This window comes from Nocardia carnea, from assembly GCF_029868855.1.
In the GTDB taxonomy this organism is placed as follows: Bacteria; Actinomycetota; Actinomycetes; order Mycobacteriales; family Mycobacteriaceae; genus Nocardia; species Nocardia carnea_A.
Genome location: NZ_JARWOV010000186.1, coordinates 26,835 through 47,567 on the forward strand (window position 1 = coordinate 26,835; position 20,733 = coordinate 47,567).

17 protein-coding genes are annotated in these 20,733 nt (G+C 69.1%); 13 read left to right on the top strand and 4 right to left on the bottom strand.

Annotation, left to right across the window (positions count from 1 at the left end):
* The first annotated feature begins 42 nt into the window (after positions 1 to 42).
* The 9 genes from QH195_RS16580 (at position 43) to QH195_RS16620 (ending at position 10,326) form a co-directional block, all read left to right on the top strand.
* Positions 43 to 1,035, top strand: coding sequence for an NAD-dependent epimerase/dehydratase family protein (locus QH195_RS16580; protein WP_280436042.1), 993 nt, complete (start codon positions 43 to 45; stop codon positions 1,033 to 1,035).
* Between the two features lie 171 nt (positions 1,036 to 1,206).
* A complete protein-coding gene (locus QH195_RS16585) occupies positions 1,207 to 2,829 on the top strand; it encodes a carbamoyltransferase family protein (protein ID WP_280436043.1) in 1,623 nt (540 codons plus the stop codon).
* Positions 2,826 to 4,325, top strand: coding sequence for an HAD-IIIA family hydrolase (locus tag QH195_RS16590; protein ID WP_280436044.1), 1,500 nt, complete (start codon positions 2,826 to 2,828; stop codon positions 4,323 to 4,325). Before QH195_RS16585 ends, QH195_RS16590 begins: the two co-directional genes overlap by 4 nt.
* 91 nt (positions 4,326 to 4,416) lie before the next feature.
* Entirely contained in the window at positions 4,417 to 5,433 is a 1,017-nt protein-coding gene (locus QH195_RS16595) for a glycosyltransferase family 9 protein (protein WP_280436116.1), read from the top strand.
* Entirely contained in the window at positions 5,430 to 5,993 is a 564-nt protein-coding gene (locus QH195_RS16600) for a D-sedoheptulose-7-phosphate isomerase (RefSeq protein WP_280436045.1), read from the top strand. The genes QH195_RS16595 and QH195_RS16600 overlap by 4 nt, the downstream gene beginning before the upstream one ends.
* Entirely contained in the window at positions 5,990 to 7,366 is a 1,377-nt protein-coding gene (rfaE2, locus tag QH195_RS16605) for a D-glycero-beta-D-manno-heptose 1-phosphate adenylyltransferase (protein ID WP_280422924.1), read from the top strand. The genes QH195_RS16600 and rfaE2 overlap by 4 nt, the downstream gene beginning before the upstream one ends.
* A 20-nt stretch (positions 7,367 to 7,386) precedes the next feature.
* Positions 7,387 to 8,076, top strand: a complete 690-nt coding sequence (locus QH195_RS16610) for an SDR family oxidoreductase (RefSeq protein WP_280422925.1) — start codon at positions 7,387 to 7,389, stop codon at positions 8,074 to 8,076.
* The gene (locus tag QH195_RS16615) at positions 8,067 to 9,017 is read left to right on the top strand and encodes a glycosyltransferase family 9 protein (RefSeq protein ID WP_280436046.1); all 951 of its coding nucleotides are present in this window, start codon (positions 8,067 to 8,069) and stop codon (positions 9,015 to 9,017) included. Before QH195_RS16610 ends, QH195_RS16615 begins: the two co-directional genes overlap by 10 nt.
* On the top strand, positions 9,010 to 10,326 hold the full coding sequence (locus QH195_RS16620) for a UDP-glucose dehydrogenase family protein (RefSeq protein WP_280436047.1): 1,317 nt from the start codon (positions 9,010 to 9,012) through the stop codon (positions 10,324 to 10,326). Before QH195_RS16615 ends, QH195_RS16620 begins: the two co-directional genes overlap by 8 nt.
* 517 nt (positions 10,327 to 10,843) lie before the next feature.
* Here QH195_RS16620 and QH195_RS16625 read toward each other — a convergent pair.
* The gene (locus QH195_RS16625; protein ID WP_280436117.1) at positions 10,844 to 12,883 is read right to left on the bottom strand and encodes a catalase; all 2,040 of its coding nucleotides are present in this window, start codon (positions 12,881 to 12,883) and stop codon (positions 10,844 to 10,846) included.
* A 264-nt stretch (positions 12,884 to 13,147) separates the two neighbouring features.
* On the opposite strand from QH195_RS16625, the gene QH195_RS16630 reads away from it, so the two are divergent.
* From QH195_RS16630 to QH195_RS16640, 3 genes are all read left to right on the top strand, one after another.
* A complete protein-coding gene (locus tag QH195_RS16630; RefSeq protein WP_280422928.1) occupies positions 13,148 to 13,309 on the top strand; it encodes a hypothetical protein in 162 nt (53 codons plus the stop codon).
* 89 nt (positions 13,310 to 13,398) lie between these two features.
* On the top strand, positions 13,399 to 14,115 hold the full coding sequence (locus QH195_RS16635; protein ID WP_280436048.1) for a PAS and ANTAR domain-containing protein: 717 nt from the start codon (positions 13,399 to 13,401) through the stop codon (positions 14,113 to 14,115).
* Between the two features lie 42 nt (positions 14,116 to 14,157).
* Positions 14,158 to 16,146, top strand: a complete 1,989-nt coding sequence (locus QH195_RS16640) for an erythromycin esterase family protein (RefSeq protein ID WP_280436049.1) — start codon at positions 14,158 to 14,160, stop codon at positions 16,144 to 16,146.
* Positions 16,147 to 16,160: 14 nt separating this feature from the next.
* Here the strand turns inward: QH195_RS16640 and QH195_RS16645 are convergent, their stop codons facing one another.
* The 3 genes from QH195_RS16645 to QH195_RS16655 all read right to left on the bottom strand — a co-directional run bounded on the left by QH195_RS16645 (position 16,161) and on the right by QH195_RS16655 (position 19,822).
* A complete protein-coding gene (locus QH195_RS16645) occupies positions 16,161 to 18,206 on the bottom strand; it encodes a CocE/NonD family hydrolase (RefSeq protein ID WP_280436050.1) in 2,046 nt (681 codons plus the stop codon).
* Positions 18,207 to 18,208: 2 nt separating this feature from the next.
* On the bottom strand, positions 18,209 to 19,477 hold the full coding sequence (locus tag QH195_RS16650; protein ID WP_280436051.1) for an ATP-grasp domain-containing protein: 1,269 nt from the start codon (positions 19,475 to 19,477) through the stop codon (positions 18,209 to 18,211).
* 159 nt (positions 19,478 to 19,636) lie between these two features.
* The gene (locus tag QH195_RS16655) at positions 19,637 to 19,822 is read right to left on the bottom strand and encodes a DUF2795 domain-containing protein (protein WP_280422933.1); all 186 of its coding nucleotides are present in this window, start codon (positions 19,820 to 19,822) and stop codon (positions 19,637 to 19,639) included.
* A gap of 294 nt (positions 19,823 to 20,116) precedes the next feature.
* Here QH195_RS16655 and QH195_RS16660 point away from each other — a divergent pair, with 294 nt between their 5' ends.
* Positions 20,117 to 20,659, top strand: coding sequence for an STAS domain-containing protein (locus QH195_RS16660; RefSeq protein ID WP_280436052.1), 543 nt, complete (start codon positions 20,117 to 20,119; stop codon positions 20,657 to 20,659).
* The last annotated feature ends 74 nt before the right edge of the window (positions 20,660 to 20,733 follow it).

The following is a 20,733-nucleotide window of genomic DNA, read 5'->3' on the forward strand; positions in this document are numbered from 1 at the left end:
ACCGATCGAATCGGCGGCCCGCCTGCCCGGGTAGGAGTGGATATGGCCCGAGATCGTGAACGTGCGCTGGTGACCGGCGGTGCCGGTTTCGTCGGCTCGCATCTGTGCGCGCATCTGCTCGATACCGGCACGGCCGTGCTCGCGCTGGACAATTTCGTGACCTCGGCACCGGACAATATCGGCGCCCTGCTGGACCGGCCCGGTTTCGAGTTCGTCCGCCACGATGTCACCGAACCGTTTCCCGCGATCGGTTCGGTCGATATCGTCTTCCATCTCGCTTCCGCGGCTTCCCCGCCGGATTACCTCCGGCTGCCCCTCGAGACACTGCGGGCGGGGTCGGTGGGCACGGCCAACGCGCTCGAACTCGCAGAACGCCAACGGGCCCGTTTCGTACTGGCCTCGACGAGCGAGGTATACGGCGACCCGGGGGTCCACCCACAGCCCGAGACCTATTGGGGTCATGTCAATCCGGTGGGCCCGCGTAGTGTCTACGACGAAGCGAAACGGTACGCCGAGGCCTTGACCATGGCCTATCGCCGCGAACGCGGGGTGAACACGGCGATCGCCCGGATCTTCAACACCTACGGGCCGAGGATGCGGGTCGACGACGGCCGGATGGTCCCCACCTTCATCGCCCAGGCGTTGTCCGGGGCACCGCTGACCATCGCCGGGACCGGCGAGCAGACGCGGTCGCTGTGCTATGTCGAGGACACGGTGCGCGGGCTGCACGCGCTGGCGGGTTCCGGGCATCCCGGTCCGGTGAACATCGGCAATCCGCATGAACTCTCGGTGCGGGCGCTGGCCGAGGAGATCCGTTCGGCGGTCGGGAGCCGATCCACGCTGGAATACATCGAGGGCGCGGTCGACGATCCGCAACGCCGATGTCCGGATATCACAGTGGCCCGGCGTGAACTCGATTGGCAGCCGCGGGTCGACCGGGGAGAGGGCCTGCGCCGCACGATCGACTGGTTCGCCGGGCACACGGTATCGCCGGCGCACACGCTGAGCCCGGTGACCGGTCGCTCGCCGCACTGAACTTCCGGTGGCTGCGCGGCGCCGGAAACCGGCGTAATCGCCACGCTGAGCGATCCACGCAGTCGCCGCTGGGTAACGAAGCGAGGCGCCCCGGTTTGCCGCTCGATTCGCCGGGTAGCGCCTAGAACGAATCGGCGGGCCGAGCCCGCGTTCCGAGTGGAAAGGCAGCCGGTGCGCATATTAGGTGTGAACGCAGTGTTCCACGATCCCGCGGCCGCGGTGATCGTGGACGGCGAAATCGTCGCCGCCGCGGAAGAGGAACGATTCAGCCGTCGCAAGCACGGCAAGCGGCCCGTGCCGTTCTCGGCGTGGGAGATGCCCGAACAGGCCGCGGCCTGGTGCCTGGAACGGGCCGGTCTGCGGCCCGGCCAGCTCGACGCGGTCGGCTACTCCTACGATCCCGACCTGGTCGACCATTCCCTGGGCGGTCTGGATGCCTCCAGTGAGGAGACCCGCACCGATTACGCACGCCGGGCGCCCGCGTTTCTGCGGGCCGCGCTCCCCGGCCTCGACCCCTCGATCGTGCGTTTCGTCCGCCATCATGTGGCACATGCGGCGTCGGCCGCACTCGCCGCTCCGTTCGGTGATTCGGCCGTGCTCGTGGCCGACGGCCGCGGTGAGAGTCAGTCCTATCTCGCCGGGGAGTACCGGGACGGCAAATTCGTCGAGCTCGCGGCCCAGCGCCTCCCGCATTCGCTGGGACTGTTGTACGAGGACCTCACCGAACATCTGGGATTCGCCCGCTCCAGCGACGAGTACAAGGTGATGGCGCTGGCGTCCTACGGCACGCCGCGGTTCCTCGATCGATTCCGGGAGCTGATCTACACCACATCCGACGGTGGTTTCCGTACCGAACCGGTGCGCTGGGACGTTTTCGCGCCCGCCGTCACCGGCGGGGAACTCGGCCGCGACCACGCCGACCTGACGGCGAGTGTGCAGCAACGCCTCGAGGAAGTGCTGCTGGAACTCACCTCATGGCTGCACCGCCGGACCGGGCAACCGAATCTGACACTGGCCGGCGGTATCGCGCTCAACTGTGTGGCGAATACCCGGCTGCACGCCGAAGGCCCCTACGACCGGATCTGGGTCCAGCCCGCGGCAGGTGATGCGGGTACCGCGCTGGGCGCGGCACTCCAACTGGCCACCGAATTCGGGGAACGACCCGCCCCGATGCGCGGGGCCGACCTCGGTCGCGAATGGTCCGACGCCGAGCTCGAATCGGTGCTGCGAACAGCGCAGATCCACTACACCCGGCCCGCTGATATCGCGAGCGAGGTGGCGGAAGCGCTCGCGGCGGATCAGGTGGTGGCCTGGTTCCAGGGCCGGGCCGAATTCGGTCCGCGTGCGCTCGGGCACCGGTCCCTGCTCGCGCATCCCGGCCGGGCGGCGAACCTGGAACGCCTCAACGATGTGAAGGGCCGTGAACAGTTCCGGCCGGTCGCGCCGATGGTGCTGGCCCACCGCGCCGCCGAGATCTTCCACCGCGGCCCGTTACCGAGCCCGTACATGTTGTTCGTCCACGACGTTGATCCCGCTTGGCGGGATCGGATCCCGGCCGTGACCCATGTGGATCACACGGCACGAGTCCAGACCGTCGATGCCGCGGACAGCCCGCTCACGGCGCGGATGCTCGCGGAATTCGACCGCCGCACGGGACTTCCCGTCGTGGTCAACACGAGCCTCAACACCGCCGGGCGGCCGATGGTCGATTCCCCGCGCGATGCCCTCGAATGTTTCGGTTCCGCGCCGATCGATCTGCTCGCTCTCGGCCCGTTCCTGGTGCGGCGCCGATGAAGGGCCCGCAGCTGGACTACAGCATCGTCATCCCGACCATGGGCCGGGACAGTCTCCGGCTGCTGCTGGAAGCGCTCGCCACCGCCACCGGCCCCGCACCCCGGGAGATCATCGTGGTGGACGACCGCCGCGACGGCGAAGGACTGGCGCTGCCTCCGGGACTTCCACCGGCGCAGGTGATCCGCTCCGGCGGCCGGGGCCCGGCGGCCGCGCGCAACGCCGGATGGCGGCACGCCACGGGCACCTGGATCGCTTTCCTCGACGACGATGTGCTCGTCGGCCCCGATTGGCCGGCGCGGCTGGCCGGTGATCTGCTCGGGCTGGACGATTCCACGGGCGCGTGCACGGCACGTATCGAAGTCCCGCTGCCGCCCGATCGCCGGCCCACCGATGACGAACGGGGCACCGCGGGCCTGGCGAGCGCGCGCTGGATCACCGCGGATATGGCCTACCGCCGGTCGGTCCTCGACGCGGTGGGCGGTTTCGACGAACGGTTCCCCCGCGCCTACCGCGAGGACGCCGACCTGGCGATCCGGGTCTGTCTGGCCGGTTACGCCATCGCGACCGGCGAGCGGGTCACCGTCCATCCGGCGCGGAACTCGGGTCCCCTGGCCAGCCTCCGCGCACAACGCGGGAACGCCGACAATGCGCTGATGCGGCGCAAGTACGGCGCCCACTGGCGCCGGCGTATCGGCGAAGGCCCCGGCCTGCTCCCCCGGCACGCGCTCACCACGGCACTCGGCGCGGCCGCCCTGGCGTCCGGCATCACCGGAAAGCGCCGTACCGCACTGGGTCTGGCCGCCGCATGGGCGGCACTCACAGCCCATTTCGCGCTACGCCGCATCCTGCCCGGGCCCCGCACGCCCGGCGAGATCACGCGGATGACGGTGACCAGTGCGCTCATTCCCCCGGCCGCGTGCTGGCACCGGTTGCGCGGAGAACTCCGGCACCGCAACGCCACCCATCCCGCGCCGCACGCCCTGCTGTTCGACCGGGACGACACCCTGATCGTCGATATCCCCTATCTCGCCGATCCGGCCGGCGTCCGGCCGGTGCCGGGCGCCGCGGACGCGCTGCGGATATTGCGCGCGGCCGGTGTCCAGCTCGGTGTCGTGAGCAATCAGTCCGGCGTCGCGAAAGGACTGATCACCCCAGGACAGCTGGCAGCGGTGAACCAGAGGGTCGAGGAACTACTCGGCCCGTTCGCGACCTGGCAGGTCTGTGTGCACGGCGAGGACGACGGCTGCGCCTGCCGTAAACCGGCACCCGCCATGGTGCGGCGTGCCGCGGCCGATCTCGGGGTCGAGGTGGGCCGGTGCGTGCTCATCGGTGACACGGGTGCCGATATCGCCGCCGCGTTATCGGCCGGGGCGCGGGCCATTCTGGTGCCCACCGCGCGCACCCGGCCCGAAGAGGTGCGGCGCGCGCGGGCCGAGGCGCAAGTCGCGCGCGATCTCAACGAAGCCGTCCGATTGGCCTTGGCGGGTGCGTCGTGACGGGCCGCGCACAGGCGATGCCGGAGCTCACCGGAACCCACCTGTCGGTATCGGGAGGTGCGCTGTGACCGATCGTGTCCTGGTGGCGCGGATGGACAATGTCGGCGATGTCCTGCTGGCGGGTCCGTGTATCCGCGCGGTGGCCGCCGGAGCCGGCCATGTCACTCTGCTGGCCGGGCCCCGCGGCCGGGCCGGCGCCGAACTACTGCCCGGTGTGGATCGCATCGTCACCTGGTGCGCACCGTGGATCGATCCGGAGCCACCACCGGTCTCCGCGGCCGGGACCGGCGCATTCGTCGACGAGCTGCGCGCACTGGAACTGGATCGGGCGCTGATCCTCACGTCTTTCCACCAGTCGCCCCTGCCGCTCGCCCTGCTGCTCAGGATGGCCGAAGTCCCGTGGGTCGGCGCGATCTCCGAGGACTACCCGGGATCGCTGCTGGATCTCCGGCATCGGGTCGACGGCGATCCGCCCGAGGCGGAGCGTGCGCTTTCCCTCGCGACGGCGGCCGGGTTCCGGCTACCGCCCGGTGACGACGGGAAACTCGCGGTCCGCGAGCCGTTGCCGGATACCCGCGCGCTCACCGGCGGACCGGGTTATGTGGTGGTGCATCCTGCCGCATCGGTACCCGCGCGGCAGCCGTCGGCGTTGCGGTCGGCGGCGATGGTCACCGCGCTCATCCGGGCCGGACACCGGGTGATCGTGACCGGGGGTCCCGCCGACCGGCCGCTCACCGCCGCGGTCGCCGGAAACCATGCCGTCGATCTCGGCGGGCGAACCGGCCTCCCGGAACTCGCCGCGGTACTGCGGGACGCAACCGTTGTGGTGGCACCCAATACCGGCCCCGCGCATCTCGCCGCGGCCGTCGGCACGCCGGTGGTCTCCCTGTTCGCGCCGGTAGTGCCCGCCGAGCGGTGGGCGCCCTACGGCGTTCCGGTGATCGTCCTGGGCGACCAGGCGGCGCCGTGCCGGGACAGCCGCGCCCGGGAATGCCCGATCGCGGGGCATCCGTGCCTGGAGTCCATCACCCCGGATCAGGTGGTGCGGGCGGCGGAAGAACTCAGCGCGGACCGGGGTAGGGGTCTGCAGACAGGAGGTGTGTCGTGATCGAGGAACATTTCGCGGCGCTGTGCGCAGCGCTGCAGCGCACCAGTTCCTTCGCTCCGAAAATCAGCGGATGGGGGCGTGAGCTGGCGGCCGTGCTCGACAACGGCGGCCGGTTACTCGCCTGCGGAAACGGCGGCAGTGCGGCGGAGGCCCAGCACTTGACCGGGGAGCTGGTCGGCCGGTTCAAACACGAACGGCAACCGCTGTCGGCGATCGCCCTGCATGCCGACACTTCGGCGGGGACCGCCATCGTCAACGACTACGGCGGGCACGAATTGTTCGCCCGCCAGGTCCGCGCGCACGGCCGGCCCGGTGACGTGCTGATCCTGTTGTCGACCAGCGGTACCAGCCAGAACGTGGTGGCCGCCGCGAAAACCGCCCAGGAACTGGGGGTCACCACCTGGGCGATGACCGGGCCGGTGCCCAACCCGTTGGCGGCACTGTGCGACGACGCGATCGCGGTGGACGCGGCGACCACCGCCACGGTGCAGGAAGTGCATCTGGCGCTGGTGCACGCATTGTGCGCGGCGCTGGACGAGGCATTGGGGATTCCGGCGTGAAACCGCTGGTCGTCCTCGGCGATACCCTGCTCGACGTCGATATCGAAGGCGCCGCCAACCGGTTGTGCCCGGAGGCACCGGTTCCCGTGGTGGATGTGGAACGCCGCTGGTTGCGCCCCGGTGGCGCCGGACTCGCCGCGCTGCTGGCCGCCCGATCCGTCGCCGAGGTCGCGCTGATCACGGCCACCACCGAGGACGACGGCGGCCGCAGCCTGCTGCGGCTGCTCGGCGAAGAGGTCGATGTCGTGCCGATGGTGCTGCGTGGTGAGACGGTGCGGAAGACGCGGGTGCGGGCCGGGGGCCAGTCGCTGGTCCGGCTGGATACCGGTGACGGCACCGCGGATGCCGGGCCGGTGAGTTCCGCGGTGGTGCGGACGCTGCGGTCGGCCGGGGCGATCCTGGTCGCCGATTACGGCCGCGGGGTGGCCGCACACCCGCGGATCCGGCGCCTGCTCACCGAACTCGCCCGGGCCGTGCCGGTGGTGTGGGACCCGCATCCACGCGGACCGGCGCCCACACCGGGGGCCTCGCTGGTCTCGCCGAATCTGAACGAGGCCCGCCAGTTCGCGCCCGGATACGCCGAACCCGACGAATTGGCGAAGGTGCTGCGCGACGAGTGGTCCGCCGATTCGGTCGCGGTGACGCTCGGTTCGTCCGGGGCGGTGCTGGCCAACGGTAAACGGCTGGCGGCCATACCCGTGCCCGCGGCGATCCGCAGCGCGGACCGTATCGCGCCCGATACCTGCGGTGCCGGTGACCGGTTCGCCTCGGCCGCCGCCGCGGCCCTGCTGGACGGGTCCACGGTGGCCGACGCGGTGACCCACGCCGTGGACACGGCCGCGCGATTCGTCGCGACCGGCGCCGCCACCACCCTGTCGACCTGCGACGGTCCCGCGGCGACCACCGCCGAGGAGACCGAAACCGCCGGGTCGGCGTTCGAGGTGGCGGCCGCGGTCCGGGACCGGGGTGGCCGGTTGGTCGCCACCGGCGGTTGTTTCGATCTGCTGCATCCCGGCCATGTGAGCCTGTTACGCCAGGCGCGGGCCATGGGTGACGCCTTGATCGTCTGTCTGAACTCCGACGATTCGGTACGCCGGCTGAAGGGAACCGGCCGGCCGATCGTCGCCGCCCGCGACCGTGCCCGGCTGCTGCTCGAGCTTTCCTCCGTCGATGCCGTCGCGGTATTCGACGAATCCGCGCCGAGCGCCCTGCTGGATCGGCTACGGCCCGATATCTGGGTCAAGGGCGGCGACTATTCCGAGGCGGAACTACCCGAAGCCGAGGTGGTCCGCCGGCACGGCGGCGAGGTGGCGCTGATCCCCACTGTCCGCGGTTATTCGACGACTCAGCTGGTCAGCCGGTCTCGCGGCTGACCCGACCACGAAGGAGTGCGATGCGAACACTCGGCAACATCCTGATCACCGGTGGCGCCTCCGGACTCGGCGCGGCGGTGACCGCGGCGGTCCTCGAACGCGGGGGCCGACCGCTGGTGATCGACCGCGATCAGCCGGAGACAACGGTCGATTTCGTCCGAGCCGATCTCGCCGACAGCGCGGCCGCGGAAAACGCGGTACAGGAACTGTCCGACCGCGTGGACGGCCGGATCGACGGCGTGTTCACGGCCGCGGGCACCGATGCCTGCGGACGTCTGGACGAGGTGCCGGCCAAGGATTGGGAACGGGTGATCCAGGTGAACCTGCTGGGGACAGTCGCCGTGGTGCGGGCCGCGCTCCCGGCGCTGCGGGCGAATCGGGGCACCGTGGTGACCTGTGCGTCCACGCTCGGCATCAAGGCGGTGAGCGACGCGACCGCCTACTGTGCCTCGAAATTCGGGGTGGTCGGCTTCACTCGCGCCCTGGCCGCCGAAACCGCCGGCGAAGTGGGAGTCACCTTGCTGATTCCCGGCGGTATGCATACGGCGTTCTTCGACGGGCGTGCCGAACAGTACAAACCACCGCCGGACGCGAAACTGAACCAGCCCGCCGATGTCGCGCAATCGGTGTTGTTCGCGCTGAGCCAGCCACCGGGCTGCGAGGTCCGCGAACTCGTCGTCTGCACCTCGGAAGAGGGGTCGTGGCCCTGAGCGGATCGATTCTCGTGTTGCGGGCACTCGGGCTCGGCGATCTGCTGACCGCGGTGCCCGCACTACGTGGGCTGCGGGCGGCCTACCCGGACGACCGGCTGGTACTCGCCGCGCCCGAGTCACTGCGCGGGCTGGTGGAGTCCGTCGAGGCGGTCGACGAACTGCTGCCGACTCCGGGGCTGGGGGCGCTGCGGTGGCCGGGCCCGCCGCCCCGGCTGGCGGTCAATCTGCACGGCAAGGGTCCGGAGAGTATCCGCGATCTACTGGCGTGCGGACCGGATTCGCTGCTGACCCACCGCCATCCGGATTTCCCGGACCTACCCGGCCCGGAGTGGCGGGCGGATCTGCACGAGGTGGATCGCTGGTGCCGGCTGCTGGAACACCAGGGGATAGCCACCGATCGCGACGCGCTGCGGCTCCCGGCCCCACCGGTACCGGCGCCGGTCTCGCGGGCGATCGTGATCCATCCCGGCGCCGCCTATCCCGCGCGGCGCTGGCCGCCCGAACGTTTCGCGCGGGTGGCGCGCACCTTGAACGCCGACGGCCGGCCGGTCGTGATCACCGGGTCGCGGGCGGAGGTGCCGCTGGCGAACTCCGTTGCCGCGCAAGCAGGTCTACCGCCTTCAGCGGTGTACGCGGGCCGCACCGAGCTACCCGAACTCGCCGCGCTGGTGGCCGAAGCGGAACTGGTGATCTGCGGTGATACCGGCGTGGGACATCTCGCCACCGCATTCGGAACACCCTCGGTACTGCTGTTCGGTCCCACCCCGCCCCGCACCTGGGGCCCACCGGTCACCGCGCGGCACCATATCGCGTTGTGGGCGGGCAGGATCGGCGATCCGCACGCCGATCGCCCGGATTCCGGGCTGCTCATGGTGCGGCCCGAACGGGTGCTCACCGCCGCGGCCGAAGTACTCGGAAAGGGGGCACGCCATGGGTAGTCGCGTCGGCGTGGTCGGCGCCGGATATGTGGGACTCACCAGCGCCGCGTGTCTGGCCCATCTCGGGCATCACGTGATCTGTGTGGACAACGACGAAGCCAAGGTCGAGCGGCTCCGGGCGGGGTCGGTATCGATCGTCGAGCCGGGACTGCCCGAACTCGTCGGCGAGGGCCTGGCCGAGGAACGGCTCGCCTTCACCACCGATCCGGGGTCACTGACCGAGGCCGAAGTGGTGCTGTTGTGCCTGCCCACACCCATGGGCGAGGGCGGCGAGGCCGACCTGGAAGTGCTCGACCGTGCCCTCGACACGCTGGCCACTGTGCTGCGCCCGGACTGCACCCTGGTCACCAAATCCACCGTTCCGGTCGGAACAGCGGCCCGGCTCGCCGAATCGCCCGGTCTCGCCGGCCGGGCCGTGGTCAGTAACCCCGAATTCCTCCGCGAAGGTCACGCGGTGCACGATTTCCTGCACCCGGACCGTATTCTCGTCGGCGCCGGCGACGAGCACACCGAGGCCGCCGACCGGGTGGCCGGGTTGTACGCGGGCACGGGAGCCCGGGTCGTCCGATCCGATACCGCCAGCGCGGAACTGGCGAAATACGCCAGTAACGCCTTCCTCGCGGTGAAGCTCTCCTTCGTGAACACGATGGCCGATCTGTGCGAACGCGTCGGCGCCGATATCACCCGGGTCACCGACACCATGGGCATGGACGACCGGATCGGCCCCGATTTCCTCGCTCCCGGCCCCGGCTGGGGCGGCTCGTGCCTGCCGAAGGACACCCGTGCGCTTCTGCGCGCCGCGGAGGCCGAGGGCGTGGATTTCGCGCTCGTCCGCGACGCGGTCCGGGCGAACGACCGCCAGCAGGCGATGGTGGTGCGCAAGATCCGGTACGCGGTCACCGGAGCGGTGGACGGCGCCCTCGCTGGCACCCGGATCGGCGTACTGGGCCTCGCCTTCAAAGCCGGCACCGGCGATCTGCGCGACTCCCCCGCGGTGGCGGTCGCGCGGCAGCTCTGCCGCCAGGGGGTCACCGTTGTCGCCTACGATCCGTGCGTCCCCGCGGGAACGCCGGGCCTGAACCCCGTGCAGGTGGTCGACGACCCGTATCTGGTGGCAAAGGACGCGTCCGCACTCGTGATCCTCACCGAATGGCCCGAGTTCCGGGCGCTGGACTGGGCACGCCTGGAAGCCGTGGCAGGCCAGGCGGTTGTCGTCGACACCCGCAACCTACTCGATGGAAATACCCTGAGCCACACCGGTTTCCGGGTGATCGGTATCGGTACCAGCGAATCGGGACCATCCGCCTGAGTCTCGGATCCCCGGCGGCTCACGCTGTGCCGGAGATTCCAGTGTGCCGTTCCGCAGACCGCTGCCCGGGCGTTCGAGCCCTCCATCCCGGCACTGGCCGGTCAGAGCGAACTCCCACCGCGTTGTGGCTGACGGGAGGCCCGACGGCCGACTCACGTCGGCGCCCACGACCTCGGCCGGACTGGAAGCACCCGGATAGATCAACCGACTATCGGTCGCGGAGCATGGCAGGCGGGTTCGGTGAACCGGCGGGTCAACAGGTTGGCCGCGATGCTCGATCGCCTACGCCCACCGCGGATCTACCTGCCGAGGGGGTCGGCAGACAGCGGCCCTGCCGTGCGCAAGCGGAAAGCCACTGCGAATCGCCGCCGCACGAGTCGCGGAACCGAGCGGCCGATCAACACCTCGGATCTGCCGAGCTCGAGCCCGGTTACTCACGTACAACGCACAGTGCCCGGCCGGCGCGTGGTCCAGCGTCGGCCGGGCACCGCTCTCCGTTTACGCGGCGTCCGCGCGATCAGGCGGGTATCGCCGTGGTGTCGCGTTCCCAGACGCGGTGACCGGCGAGGACTGTGGCGAAGGATTCCACGAATCCGTCGGAGACCGTTTCACCGGCCTGGATCACACCGTCGACCGGAGTGTCCGGCTCGGATGGGACCGCGATACCCCCGGCCCGCAGCACTTCGGCACCCGCACCGAGCGCCGCCACCGGTTTGGCGTGCTTGTACGCCTCGGTCACGAAATGCACCGCGGGGCCCGCGGCGGCGAGGGCGCGGGCGGAGGCGTCACCCCCGGCCACGACCACTGCGTCGTAGAGCACCGATGCCATGGTCGCCAGGGTTTTGTCCACGGTCAGGCTCCCGTCGGCGGCGCCGCGGAGCTGACCGCCGTGTTCGGCCAGCACCTCGGTTTCGGCGCCGCGTTCGCGCAGCGCCGTGCGCAGCCGCTCGACGCCCGCCGCATCGACTCCGTCGGCCGCCAGGACGGCGATCTTGCGGGTGGCGATGGTGGGCGGTGGATCCTTCACCTGCGACAACGCCGGCGACAACGGCACGTCCTCCACCGGGCCGGCCTCAGGAGTGGGCAGGCCGAGCCGGTCGGCGACGCGGCTCGCCAGATCGGGGTCGACCAGGACCAACTGCTCGAGCGCATGCTCGCGGATCTCCACCCGCTGACATTTGCCCAGCTCGAAGGCGAACGCGGAGACGATGTGCTCGGCCTCGGGCGGGGTCATACTGCGCCAGAACATCCGGGGCTGACGGTAGTAGTCCTTGAAACTTTCGCTGCGCACCCGGATCGTCTCGCCCTCCACCCGCCGCGTGTAGTGGCGGAACACATCCTCGTCGGCGAGCGCCGGGCATCCGCCCCCGATGGTGTTCTTCGTGTAGAAGGCCTGGCCGTGCGGAATGTCGTGGCGACTGTATCCGTCCTGCTGATGCGTGCGGACATCGGCCAGCGGCCGGTTCACCGGGAGATGCGCGAAATTCGGCCCGCCGAGACGGATGAGCTGGGTGTCCAGATAGGAGAAATTCCGCAGCTGCAACAGCGGGTCGTTGGTGAAATCGATACCGGGGACCACGTTCGCCGTGTGGAAGGCGACCTGTTCCGTTTCGGCGAAGAAGTTGTCCGGGTTGCGATCGAGCACCATCTCGCCCACCGGGCGCACCGGCACCTGTTCCTCCGGGATTATCTTCGTGGCATCGAGCAGATCGAAATCGAAATCGAATTCCTGGTCTTCCGGAACCAGCTGCACACCCAGTTCCCAGCGGGGGAAATCACCGGCCTCGATACTGTCCCACAGATCGCGCCGGTTGTAATCCGGGTCGCGCCCGGCCACCTGCTGGCATTCGTCCCACACCAGCGAGTGCACGCCGAGGGCGGGCTTCCAGTGGAATTTCACGAAGGTTCCGCGGCCTTCGGCATCGACGAACCGGAATGTGTGGACGCCGAATCCCTGCATCATCCGGTAGCTGCGCGGCAGGGCCCGGTCCGACATCAGCCACATGATCGCGTGCAACGTTTCCGGCTGTTCGGCCACGAAATCCCACAGCGTATCGTGCGCCGATTGCGCCTGCGGGATCTCGTTGTGCGGTTCGGGTTTCACCGCGTGCACGAAGTCCGGGAATTTGATGCCGTCCTGGATGAAGAACACCGGGAAATTGTTGCCGACGAGATCGTAATTTCCCTGTTCGGTGTAGAACTTCGTGGCGAAACCACGCACATCGCGCACCGTATCGGCCGAACCGCGCGATCCGGCGACGGTGGAGAAACGGACGAAGACCGGGGTGCGCGTGCCCGGGTCGGTCAAGAATTTCGCGACCGTGTATTCCGCCAGCGAATCGTCGTACGGCCGGAAATACCCGTAGGCCCCGGCCCCGCGCGCATGGACGACACGTTCCGGAATGCGTTCGTGGTCGAAATGGGTGATCTTCTCGCGGGCATGGAAATCCTCGAGCAGCGTGGGGCCCCGCGCGCCGACGCTCAGCGCGTCGTCGGTGTGGTCCACCCGGACCCCCTGCTGTGTGGTGAGATACCCGCTCTCCCGGTCCTGCCGCAGTGGGTCGAGCTGTCGTTGTTTGGGGTCGGTATCGCCCCGGCCTTCGCCGAGCGGGCGCTGCGCCGCCTCCGACGCGGCGGGTGTCGCGGATCCCTGCTCCGGTGTTCGGTCCACGAATTGTCCTCCTCGATGGCGTGCCCGGCCGTACCGTGCCCGGCCTGTGAGCGTGGTCGTTTCCCGCTCGGCGGCTTCCCTGATCCGCGGGCGATAAACACCGGGCGCGTGGGCTGTGTGACGCGCCGCCGGGCGGGTATCCACCCGGCTATGAACAGACCGGACCCCGATCCCCGGACCGCGGACGATCGAGACGAACCCGATTTCGCCGAGGAGCACGCCGAGCCCACGCACGCCGACGAACACCCCACCGGCGAACAGATCGAAACCGACGAGTCGACACCGAGGGGACACAGCGGCATGGATTCGTGACCGGCGTTCCCCGGCGTCCACCGACCTGCCGGCGTGCTCGGCAGCGGTCGGCCGAAGCGGCGCGGGCAGCACGGAGGATAATCACAGCCATGAACGCGCGGGATGAGCTGCCGGAATCCGAAGTCGAACTCGTGGAGCGGGTGGTCGGCGCCGGCGATCCCCTGCAGGTCGGCCGCTTCCGGTACTATTTCGCGACTCGAACCTGGGAATGGTCGGCAGAAGCCGCGCGAATCCACGGCCATCCTCCGGAGGTCCGGCCCACCACGGAGTTGCTGCTCTCGCACAAGCACCCCGACGACCGCGACCGCCTCGAGGCGATGATCCTCTCGGTCGAGGACGGCGGCCCCTTCTCCAGCCGGCACCGCATCATCGATACGGCGGGCTACATCCGGGAGGTACTCGTGGTGTCCGAGCCCATGCTCGACGAGGCCGGCGAACCGATAGGTACCGAGGGCTTCTACATCGATCTGTCGGACACCGCCGCCGAATACCGCCGGGAAGCCCTCGACGACACCCTGCCGCAGGTGCTGGATGCCCGGATCGTCATCGAACAGGCCAAGGGTGCGCTCATGCTCGCCTACGGAATCAATGCCGATCAGGCGTTCCACGTGCTGCGCTGGCGGTCGCAGGAAACCAATATCAAATTGCGCCGGATCGCCGAACGAATGGTCGCGGCGCTACCCGGTATCGCCGACGAGGAGGTCCGACTGCGGACCCGCCTCGACCATGTGCTGCTGACCCTGCACCGCGATATCGAAGCGGGCGACACCGACGGCGACTCCGCCGCCGCGCCGGCACGTTCCTGACCGGCCCTGTTTGCCCACGCCGACACCGGGTAGCGCGGCCACATGGCGACAAGCGCTTTCCGTGACCGTCGCGAGGCCGGCCGGACGCTCGCGACGCTACTGGACCGGTTCCACGAGCCGGATACCGTCGTTCTGGCCCTGCCCCGGGGTGGTGTGCCGGTGGCCTACGAGGTCGCGCAGGCGCTGGACGCGCCGCTGGATGTGCTGGTCGTCCGCAAACTCGGTTCCCCCGGTAACCCGGAGCTGGCGCTGGGCGCGATCGCCAGCGGCGGCGTTCTGGTCACCAACGGCGATGTCCTGGCCGCGGAACAGGTGGGCCCGGATGTCCTGGAACGGATAGCCCGTGCGGAGGGCCGGGAGCTGCGCCGCCGGGAACAGGCCTACCGGGGCGAGCGGCCGCTGCTCGATGTCACCGGCCGGACGGTGATCCTGGTGGACGACGGCCTGGCGACCGGCGCGACGATGGACGCTGCGGTCCGCACGGTGTACCGGATGCATCCGGCCCGTGTGGTCGTCGCGGTTCCCGTCGCACTCGAGGCCACCTGTGCCGGACTGCGCGGACGCGTGGACGATATGGTCTGCGCGCACATCCCCGCCGGTTTCTCGGGGGTGGGCGCGGAGTACCAGGACTTCACCCAGACCTCCGACGCGGAGGTCCGCGACCTGCTCGACCGGGCCGCGCGCCTTCCGGCGGGCGACCAGGGCGCCGCCGCCACCGGCCCGGAGATGGCCGTCCGGACCGCCGCGACGCCGTTGCCCGACGGCGTCCCGTCCGACGAGGTCCTGCTGGACCTGGTGGGTGATGCCCGGTTCATGCTGATCGGCGAGGCCACCCACGGCACCTCGGAGTTCTACGCCGCCCGGGCCCGGATGACGCGCACCCTCATCGAACGGGCCGGGTTCGACGCGGTGGCCGTGGAGGCCGACTGGCCCGACGCCCACCGCGCGAACCGCTATATCCGCGGCACCGGTGACGACGGCGACGCCGAGCAGGCACTGCGCGGGTTCCAGCGCTTCCCGATGTGGATGTGGCGCAATACGGTGGTCCGGGATTTCGTCGAATGGCTCCGCGCGTACAACCAGCGCGATCCGGCGCGCACTGTCGACTTCTACGGGCTCGACCTCTACAGCATGCGCCGCTCGGCCGCGGAGGTGATCGCCTACCTCGACCGCGTCGACCCCGCCGCGGCGCGGCGGGCCCGCGACCGGTACGCCTGCTTCGACCAGCACACCGATGAACAGCACTATGGCTATGCCGCCGCATTCGGCGCCGGCGACGACTGTGCGGATGCGGTTGTCGCACAGCTGGCGGAGCTGCAGCGGATGAGCGCCCGGGAACTGCGCACCGACGGGCAGGCCGATCCCGACGAACGGTTCTACGCCGAACAGAACGCCCGTCTGGTCGCCGCGGCCGAACAGTACTACCGGGCGATGTTCGGTTCGCGGGTGTCGTCGTGGAATCTGCGCGACGAACATATGTTCGCCACCCTGACGGCATTGCGCGGGCATCTGCGCCGGCGCACCGGTTCCGACGCTAAAATCGTTGTGTGGGCGCATAATTCGCATCTCGGCGACGCGCGGGCCACAGAACTGGGTTCCGCGGGTGAATTGAACCTCGGGCAGCTGGTCCGGCAGAATTGCCCCGGCGAATCCCGCATCCTGGGCTTCACCACCCACACCGGCACCGTGCTGGCCGCCGACGAATGGGACGGCCCGCCCCGGGTGAAACGGGTCCGGCCGTCGCTGCCGGGCAGTGTGGAGAATCTGCTGCATCGCGCCGGGATCGAACGGTTCCTGCTGCGCTTCGACCGCGAGCCGATCCCCGCGCTCGACGCTCCCCAGCTGGAACGCGCCATCGGAGTGATCTACCGCCCGGACAACGAAAGGCGCAGCCATTACTTCCACGCCCGGCCGGCGGACCGGTTCGACGCACTGCTGCATATCGACGAAACCACCGCCCTGACACCGCTGGACCTCGTCGCGCACCGCGGGCCGGACGAGCCCGGGGACACCTATCCCCACGCCGTCTGACCCCCGGGCTCCCACTACACCAGGTCGCGAGGTATCCGGCGATGCCAGTTCTGTGAGTACACCCGCTTCTGGGCGGTGCGAGGATCGGCGGCCGGATCGTCCAATTCGTAGGCGTCGAGTTCGGCGTCGATAATGAACTCGGCCGCGGTACAGCGCAGCGTGGTGTGCGTGGTGACCTCGGTACGCCAGTCCGCCCGTTCGAACCGGCGCACGGTCCGGGTCTCACCCCACACCGAATCCGGGGCGTTGCCGCGGAAGCTGAACCATTCGGTGGTTGCCCGGCGCACGACGGTACCGGTGTCGTCTAGCCGGATCGTGCCTTGGTCGTTCTCGATCTCCAGCGTCGAAACTCCCGTGGCCAGATCGCGTTCGACCTTCCAGTGATGCCGGCCGGGTTCCAGATGCGTCGACGGCGCCTCGGGCGCGGCCTCGGCGGGTTCGAAGGGCCGCAACCGGCGGTCCTCGGCACGCGGCGGCCGGTGCGGCAGCGTCAGCGCGCTCTGCCCCGTGGTGATCGTGAGCGTGGCCGGTTCCGGCGACGGCCAGGCCAGCGGCCAGTACGACGACGAGATCGACAACCGGATCCGGTGACCGGGTGGGAAGGAATGCGCCAGCCCGTTCAACGGCACTCGCACGCGGTAGCTGCGGCCCGGTTCCAGTGCCTTCGGCGCCGCGCTGCCGTCCCGGTGGGTGAGGTTCAGCAGCCCGTAGGTCACCCGCGTGGCCTCACCGTTGGGTGCGACATCGGACAACCGCGCCGCCACCATGGCGTTCGGCCGGTCGGCCGATACCGTCAGCTCCAGGGCGGGCACGCCCAGCACTTCGAAAGTTCCGGCCAGGGGTTCGGTTTCGAACACCAGCGAGCCGCCGTCTTCTTCCCGCTGATCGGCGGGCAGGTCCGGAGTGGCCGCGTAGGAGGCCCATTTCCCGGCGAACATACCGACGCTCAGCGGCGACTGCACATCCATACGGCGGTGTTCGGCATGGTCGGCATCTTCGGTCAGGGCGTACCGGGTGAGCGTGAAGTGGCGCGGGGTCAGGTTCGGCGACGGCCAGCCGGGTTCGCCGACCCAGCGGCCGGGCCGGTCGGCGTAGGACGGGTGTGGCGAGACACTGTCCTGCATCCACGCCCGCAGCATCGGCTCGTCCATGACGCCGCTGTCGCGGCCCTTGAGCCAGTGATCCCACCAGCGCACCGTTTCCTGCAGGAACCCGATCGCCGGCCCCGGCACGCCCAGATGCGGGTACTTGTGCCCCCACGGCCCGATCAATCCCCGCCGCGGCACCTCGAGATGTTCCAGCAACCGGAAGATCGCGTTGGTGTACCCGTCGGCCCAACCGCCGACGGCCAGCACCGGGCACTGCACGGCTCGATAGTCCTCGTTCACCGACGCCCGTTTCCAGTAGTCGTCGCGATGCTGGTGTCCCAGCCAACGCTCGATCCACAGTCCGCTGCCGGCGAGGCGTTCGTGCCACTGCTCGCGCCAGCGGTCCCCGACGATCGCGGGGTCCGGCGGCAGGCTGTTGAACGCGAACATCACCGTCGCCTCGGACAAATTGTCCGACAGCAGGCAGCCGCCCATGTAGTGCATATTGTCGACGTAGAGGTCTTCGGTCGCCGACGCGCTGATGATCGCCTTCAGCGCGGGCGGACGGCGGGCGGCCACCTGCAGGCTGTTGAATCCGCCCCAGGAGATTCCCATCATTCCGACGTTGCCGTCGCACCAGGGCTGCGCGGCCAGCCATTCGATCACATCGCAGGCGTCCTCGTGTTCGACCGGCAGGTATTCGTCGGTCAGGACACCGTCGGAATCACCGCTGCCGCGCAGGTCCACGCGCACACTCGCGTAGCCGTGCCCGGCCAGGTACGGATGGTTCAGAGCGTCCCGGGCACGAGTGAGGTCCCGCTTCCGATAGGGGATGTACTCCAATACCGCGGGCACCGATTCGTCGGTATCCGGCCGCCAGATACGGGCCGCGAGACGGGCACCGTCGCGCATCGGGATGAACACATTCTCGATTTCACGCACCCCGTAGGGGAAAGTCTCGACGGTCTGCAACCTCAGTGGACCTCCTCGAATCCGAACGGCAGCGCTTCGATCGCGTCGTGGTAGCGCTGCTCGAGCTGGTCGGCGTCGGGCGCGCCGATATAGAGCGTGGCAAGTTTGTAGCGGTAGGCGTCCTGATTCGGCAGTTCGGAGAGCTTCTCCCCGACCTCCACATCGATCTTCACCACAGTTCCCGGAAAACGGCTCCGCAATGCGGCGATCTCTTCCTCACTCGGAACTTTGGTGACGATCCCGTCCTGGTAGCGCGGCACCAGGCACTGGGCGGCCACCGCGAATTCGCCCTTCCGGTGCGGCATCCGGGGCGGATTACCCAGCGCCACATCGATGGCGACACGATGGTTGGAACTGCCGTCCACCTTCGCGAACAGATCGCTGTGCGATTGCGAGATACGGGTGTTGACCTCGATCAGCCACAGTTTCCCGGTATCGGCGTCCCACATGAATTCGGAGTTGAAGCAGCCGTTGTCGAAGCCGGTGTGGCGCAGGTAGCGCTCGGTCACATCGATCATCCGCTGCTGGATATCCGGGGGCACTGTCCGCGCCGGGTAGTCGAGATGGGTGAAACTGCGTCCCTCGGCATCCTTGCGCATATCGAACACACCGTGCACGTGATACTCGCCGCGGAACATCGAACCCTCGGGCGCGGCCTGGGTGCCGGTGACGATCTGCTCGGCCAGGCAGGTGCGTCCTCCGGCCATCCGGATATCGCCGGGTATCTCCACCCGAGACAGCGCCTGGTCGAACGGGTCGGCGATCCGGCCGATCTCCGCCCGGATCTGCTGTACCGCGGACGCGAATACCTCCGCGTCCGGGACCTCGAAACCGAGCTGCGAGGAATGCGATTTGATCGGCTTCACCCAGAAGGGGAACGGGATGTCGATGCGGTCGAGCGCATTGTCGTCGAACGGGTCGAATGCGCAGAATTCGGGAACGCATTCGGGAACGACTTCACGTTGCAATATCCGGCTCCAGTATTTGTGCTCGTTCTTCAGCACACTTTCCAGGGTCGGTGCGGGCAACCCGTTTTCACGCGCGAGGATGGGCACGATCACACTGGTCGGGAAATCCCAATGCGCGATAATGGCATCGACCGACCCGCCGAAGGCACGGAGCTCCGCGCGAGCCCGATCGAGCAGTTCATCGAAATCGAGTTCCTCTGCGGATATCAGCGATTCATAATCGAGCAGTCCGTGCAGTGATATTCCCCCCGGGATATCGACCGTTCCAATTTCTCCGCGCTGGGTCTCGGTGAGAGCCGGCACAAAAATATTCTTCTTCACTCGCGCCGGATATCCCGGACGGTCCGGGCCAAACGTGCAGGGGCGGGTTCGGGTCGATACATCCGCGACAACGACCGGGTGGGGCCCACCTGCCGGTACGGCCCCACCCGGACAACCGCTGCACTCGCGGCCCGGAAAGACTCAGAATATTGCCTGGCTGACCGCGTTCGGTCCGTCGAACGTCTTGTCCGGAAGCGCCTCCAGGGCGTGCAACACCTCCGCGTCGGCTCCGTTGTTCTCCGCGGCGGCGACCAAGCCGTCACGATCACAGGGGTAGTCGATACCGGAGAGATACTTCTGGACTTGGATCGGGCTGAGCTGGCTCATGGTGAACTCCCTTCTCGAAGGTTCGGGGACGCACAGTGCCACGAAAGGCCGGCCCGGCCGTTCCCGGTACCGACCGGCGACAGCACGCTGCCGCCGGCGGGCGGCCTACCCGGCCACGAACCGGGCAAACCCGCACCGAATCGAGGTACCGAGATCGCCGGCGAACTCCGCCGACCTTCACCCGTAACCGGTTCAGTGGGCTAGGGTGGAAAACGGTCACCGGTTCGCCTTGAGACACGCAGGGTCGGTGTGACCGCGATGCGCGAACGCATCCTGAGCCGAGTCGGGTGCATTATGAATCCCAATACCAGCTCCTCGTCCTCTCCTTCGGCCCACGCCGCGTCCTCGTATACGCGCACACCCGAGCAGCGACTGCTCTTCCGGGTCCGGCGCCGCGGCGAGATCGTGGTCCTGTCCGTCCGCGGTCAAGCCGACGCGTACACCCTGGCGCTGTGGCGGCAGCAGGTGGGAAAAGCCGTCGAGACCGCGGCGGCCGAGCGCGGCGCGCTGATCGTCGACACCACCAGGCTCGAGTTCCTGTCGCTGCGCACCCTCGCCGCGCTGGCCGAGGACGCGCAACACTATCGGCGTGACGGGGTCGAGATATGCCTGGTCACCCCGAACCCGCGGATCGCCCGCCTCGCCGGCGCCGATCCGCGGATCGCCCACCTAGCGGTCTGCACGACGGTGGTCGGCGCACTGACCTCGCTGCAGCTTCGCCGCCGGACCGAACGCCCGCCGGACCGCCCGCGCCCGTACCGGACCCCGCAGATCACCCGCGAAGAACCGGAAACCGAACACGATCGCCTGCTCCGCGAGCTGGCGCGACGGAACTGATCCGCACACCCGCCGAACCACGGGCCGCTCGGCCGCCCGGACAAGCGAGAGGAGGCGCTGTCTTCTCGGGAAGG

Coding starts and splice junctions, on each gene's coding strand:
- QH195_RS16655 (WP_280422933.1), bottom strand. CDS start 19,822: ATGAGCCAGCTCAGCCCGATCCAAGTCCAGAAGTATCTCTCCGGTATC.
- QH195_RS16580 (WP_280436042.1), top strand. CDS start 43: ATGGCCCGAGATCGTGAACGTGCGCTGGTGACCGGCGGTGCCGGTTTC.
- QH195_RS16595 (WP_280436116.1), top strand. CDS start 4,417: ATGGACAATGTCGGCGATGTCCTGCTGGCGGGTCCGTGTATCCGCGCG.
- QH195_RS16610 (WP_280422925.1), top strand. CDS start 7,387: ATGCGAACACTCGGCAACATCCTGATCACCGGTGGCGCCTCCGGACTC.
- QH195_RS16620 (WP_280436047.1), top strand. CDS start 9,010: ATGGGTAGTCGCGTCGGCGTGGTCGGCGCCGGATATGTGGGACTCACC.
- QH195_RS16590 (WP_280436044.1), top strand. CDS start 2,826: ATGAAGGGCCCGCAGCTGGACTACAGCATCGTCATCCCGACCATGGGC.
- QH195_RS16630 (WP_280422928.1), top strand. CDS start 13,148: ATGAACAGACCGGACCCCGATCCCCGGACCGCGGACGATCGAGACGAA.
- QH195_RS16640 (WP_280436049.1), top strand. CDS start 14,158: ATGGCGACAAGCGCTTTCCGTGACCGTCGCGAGGCCGGCCGGACGCTC.
- QH195_RS16660 (WP_280436052.1), top strand. CDS start 20,117: ATGAATCCCAATACCAGCTCCTCGTCCTCTCCTTCGGCCCACGCCGCG.
- QH195_RS16635 (WP_280436048.1), top strand. CDS start 13,399: ATGAACGCGCGGGATGAGCTGCCGGAATCCGAAGTCGAACTCGTGGAG.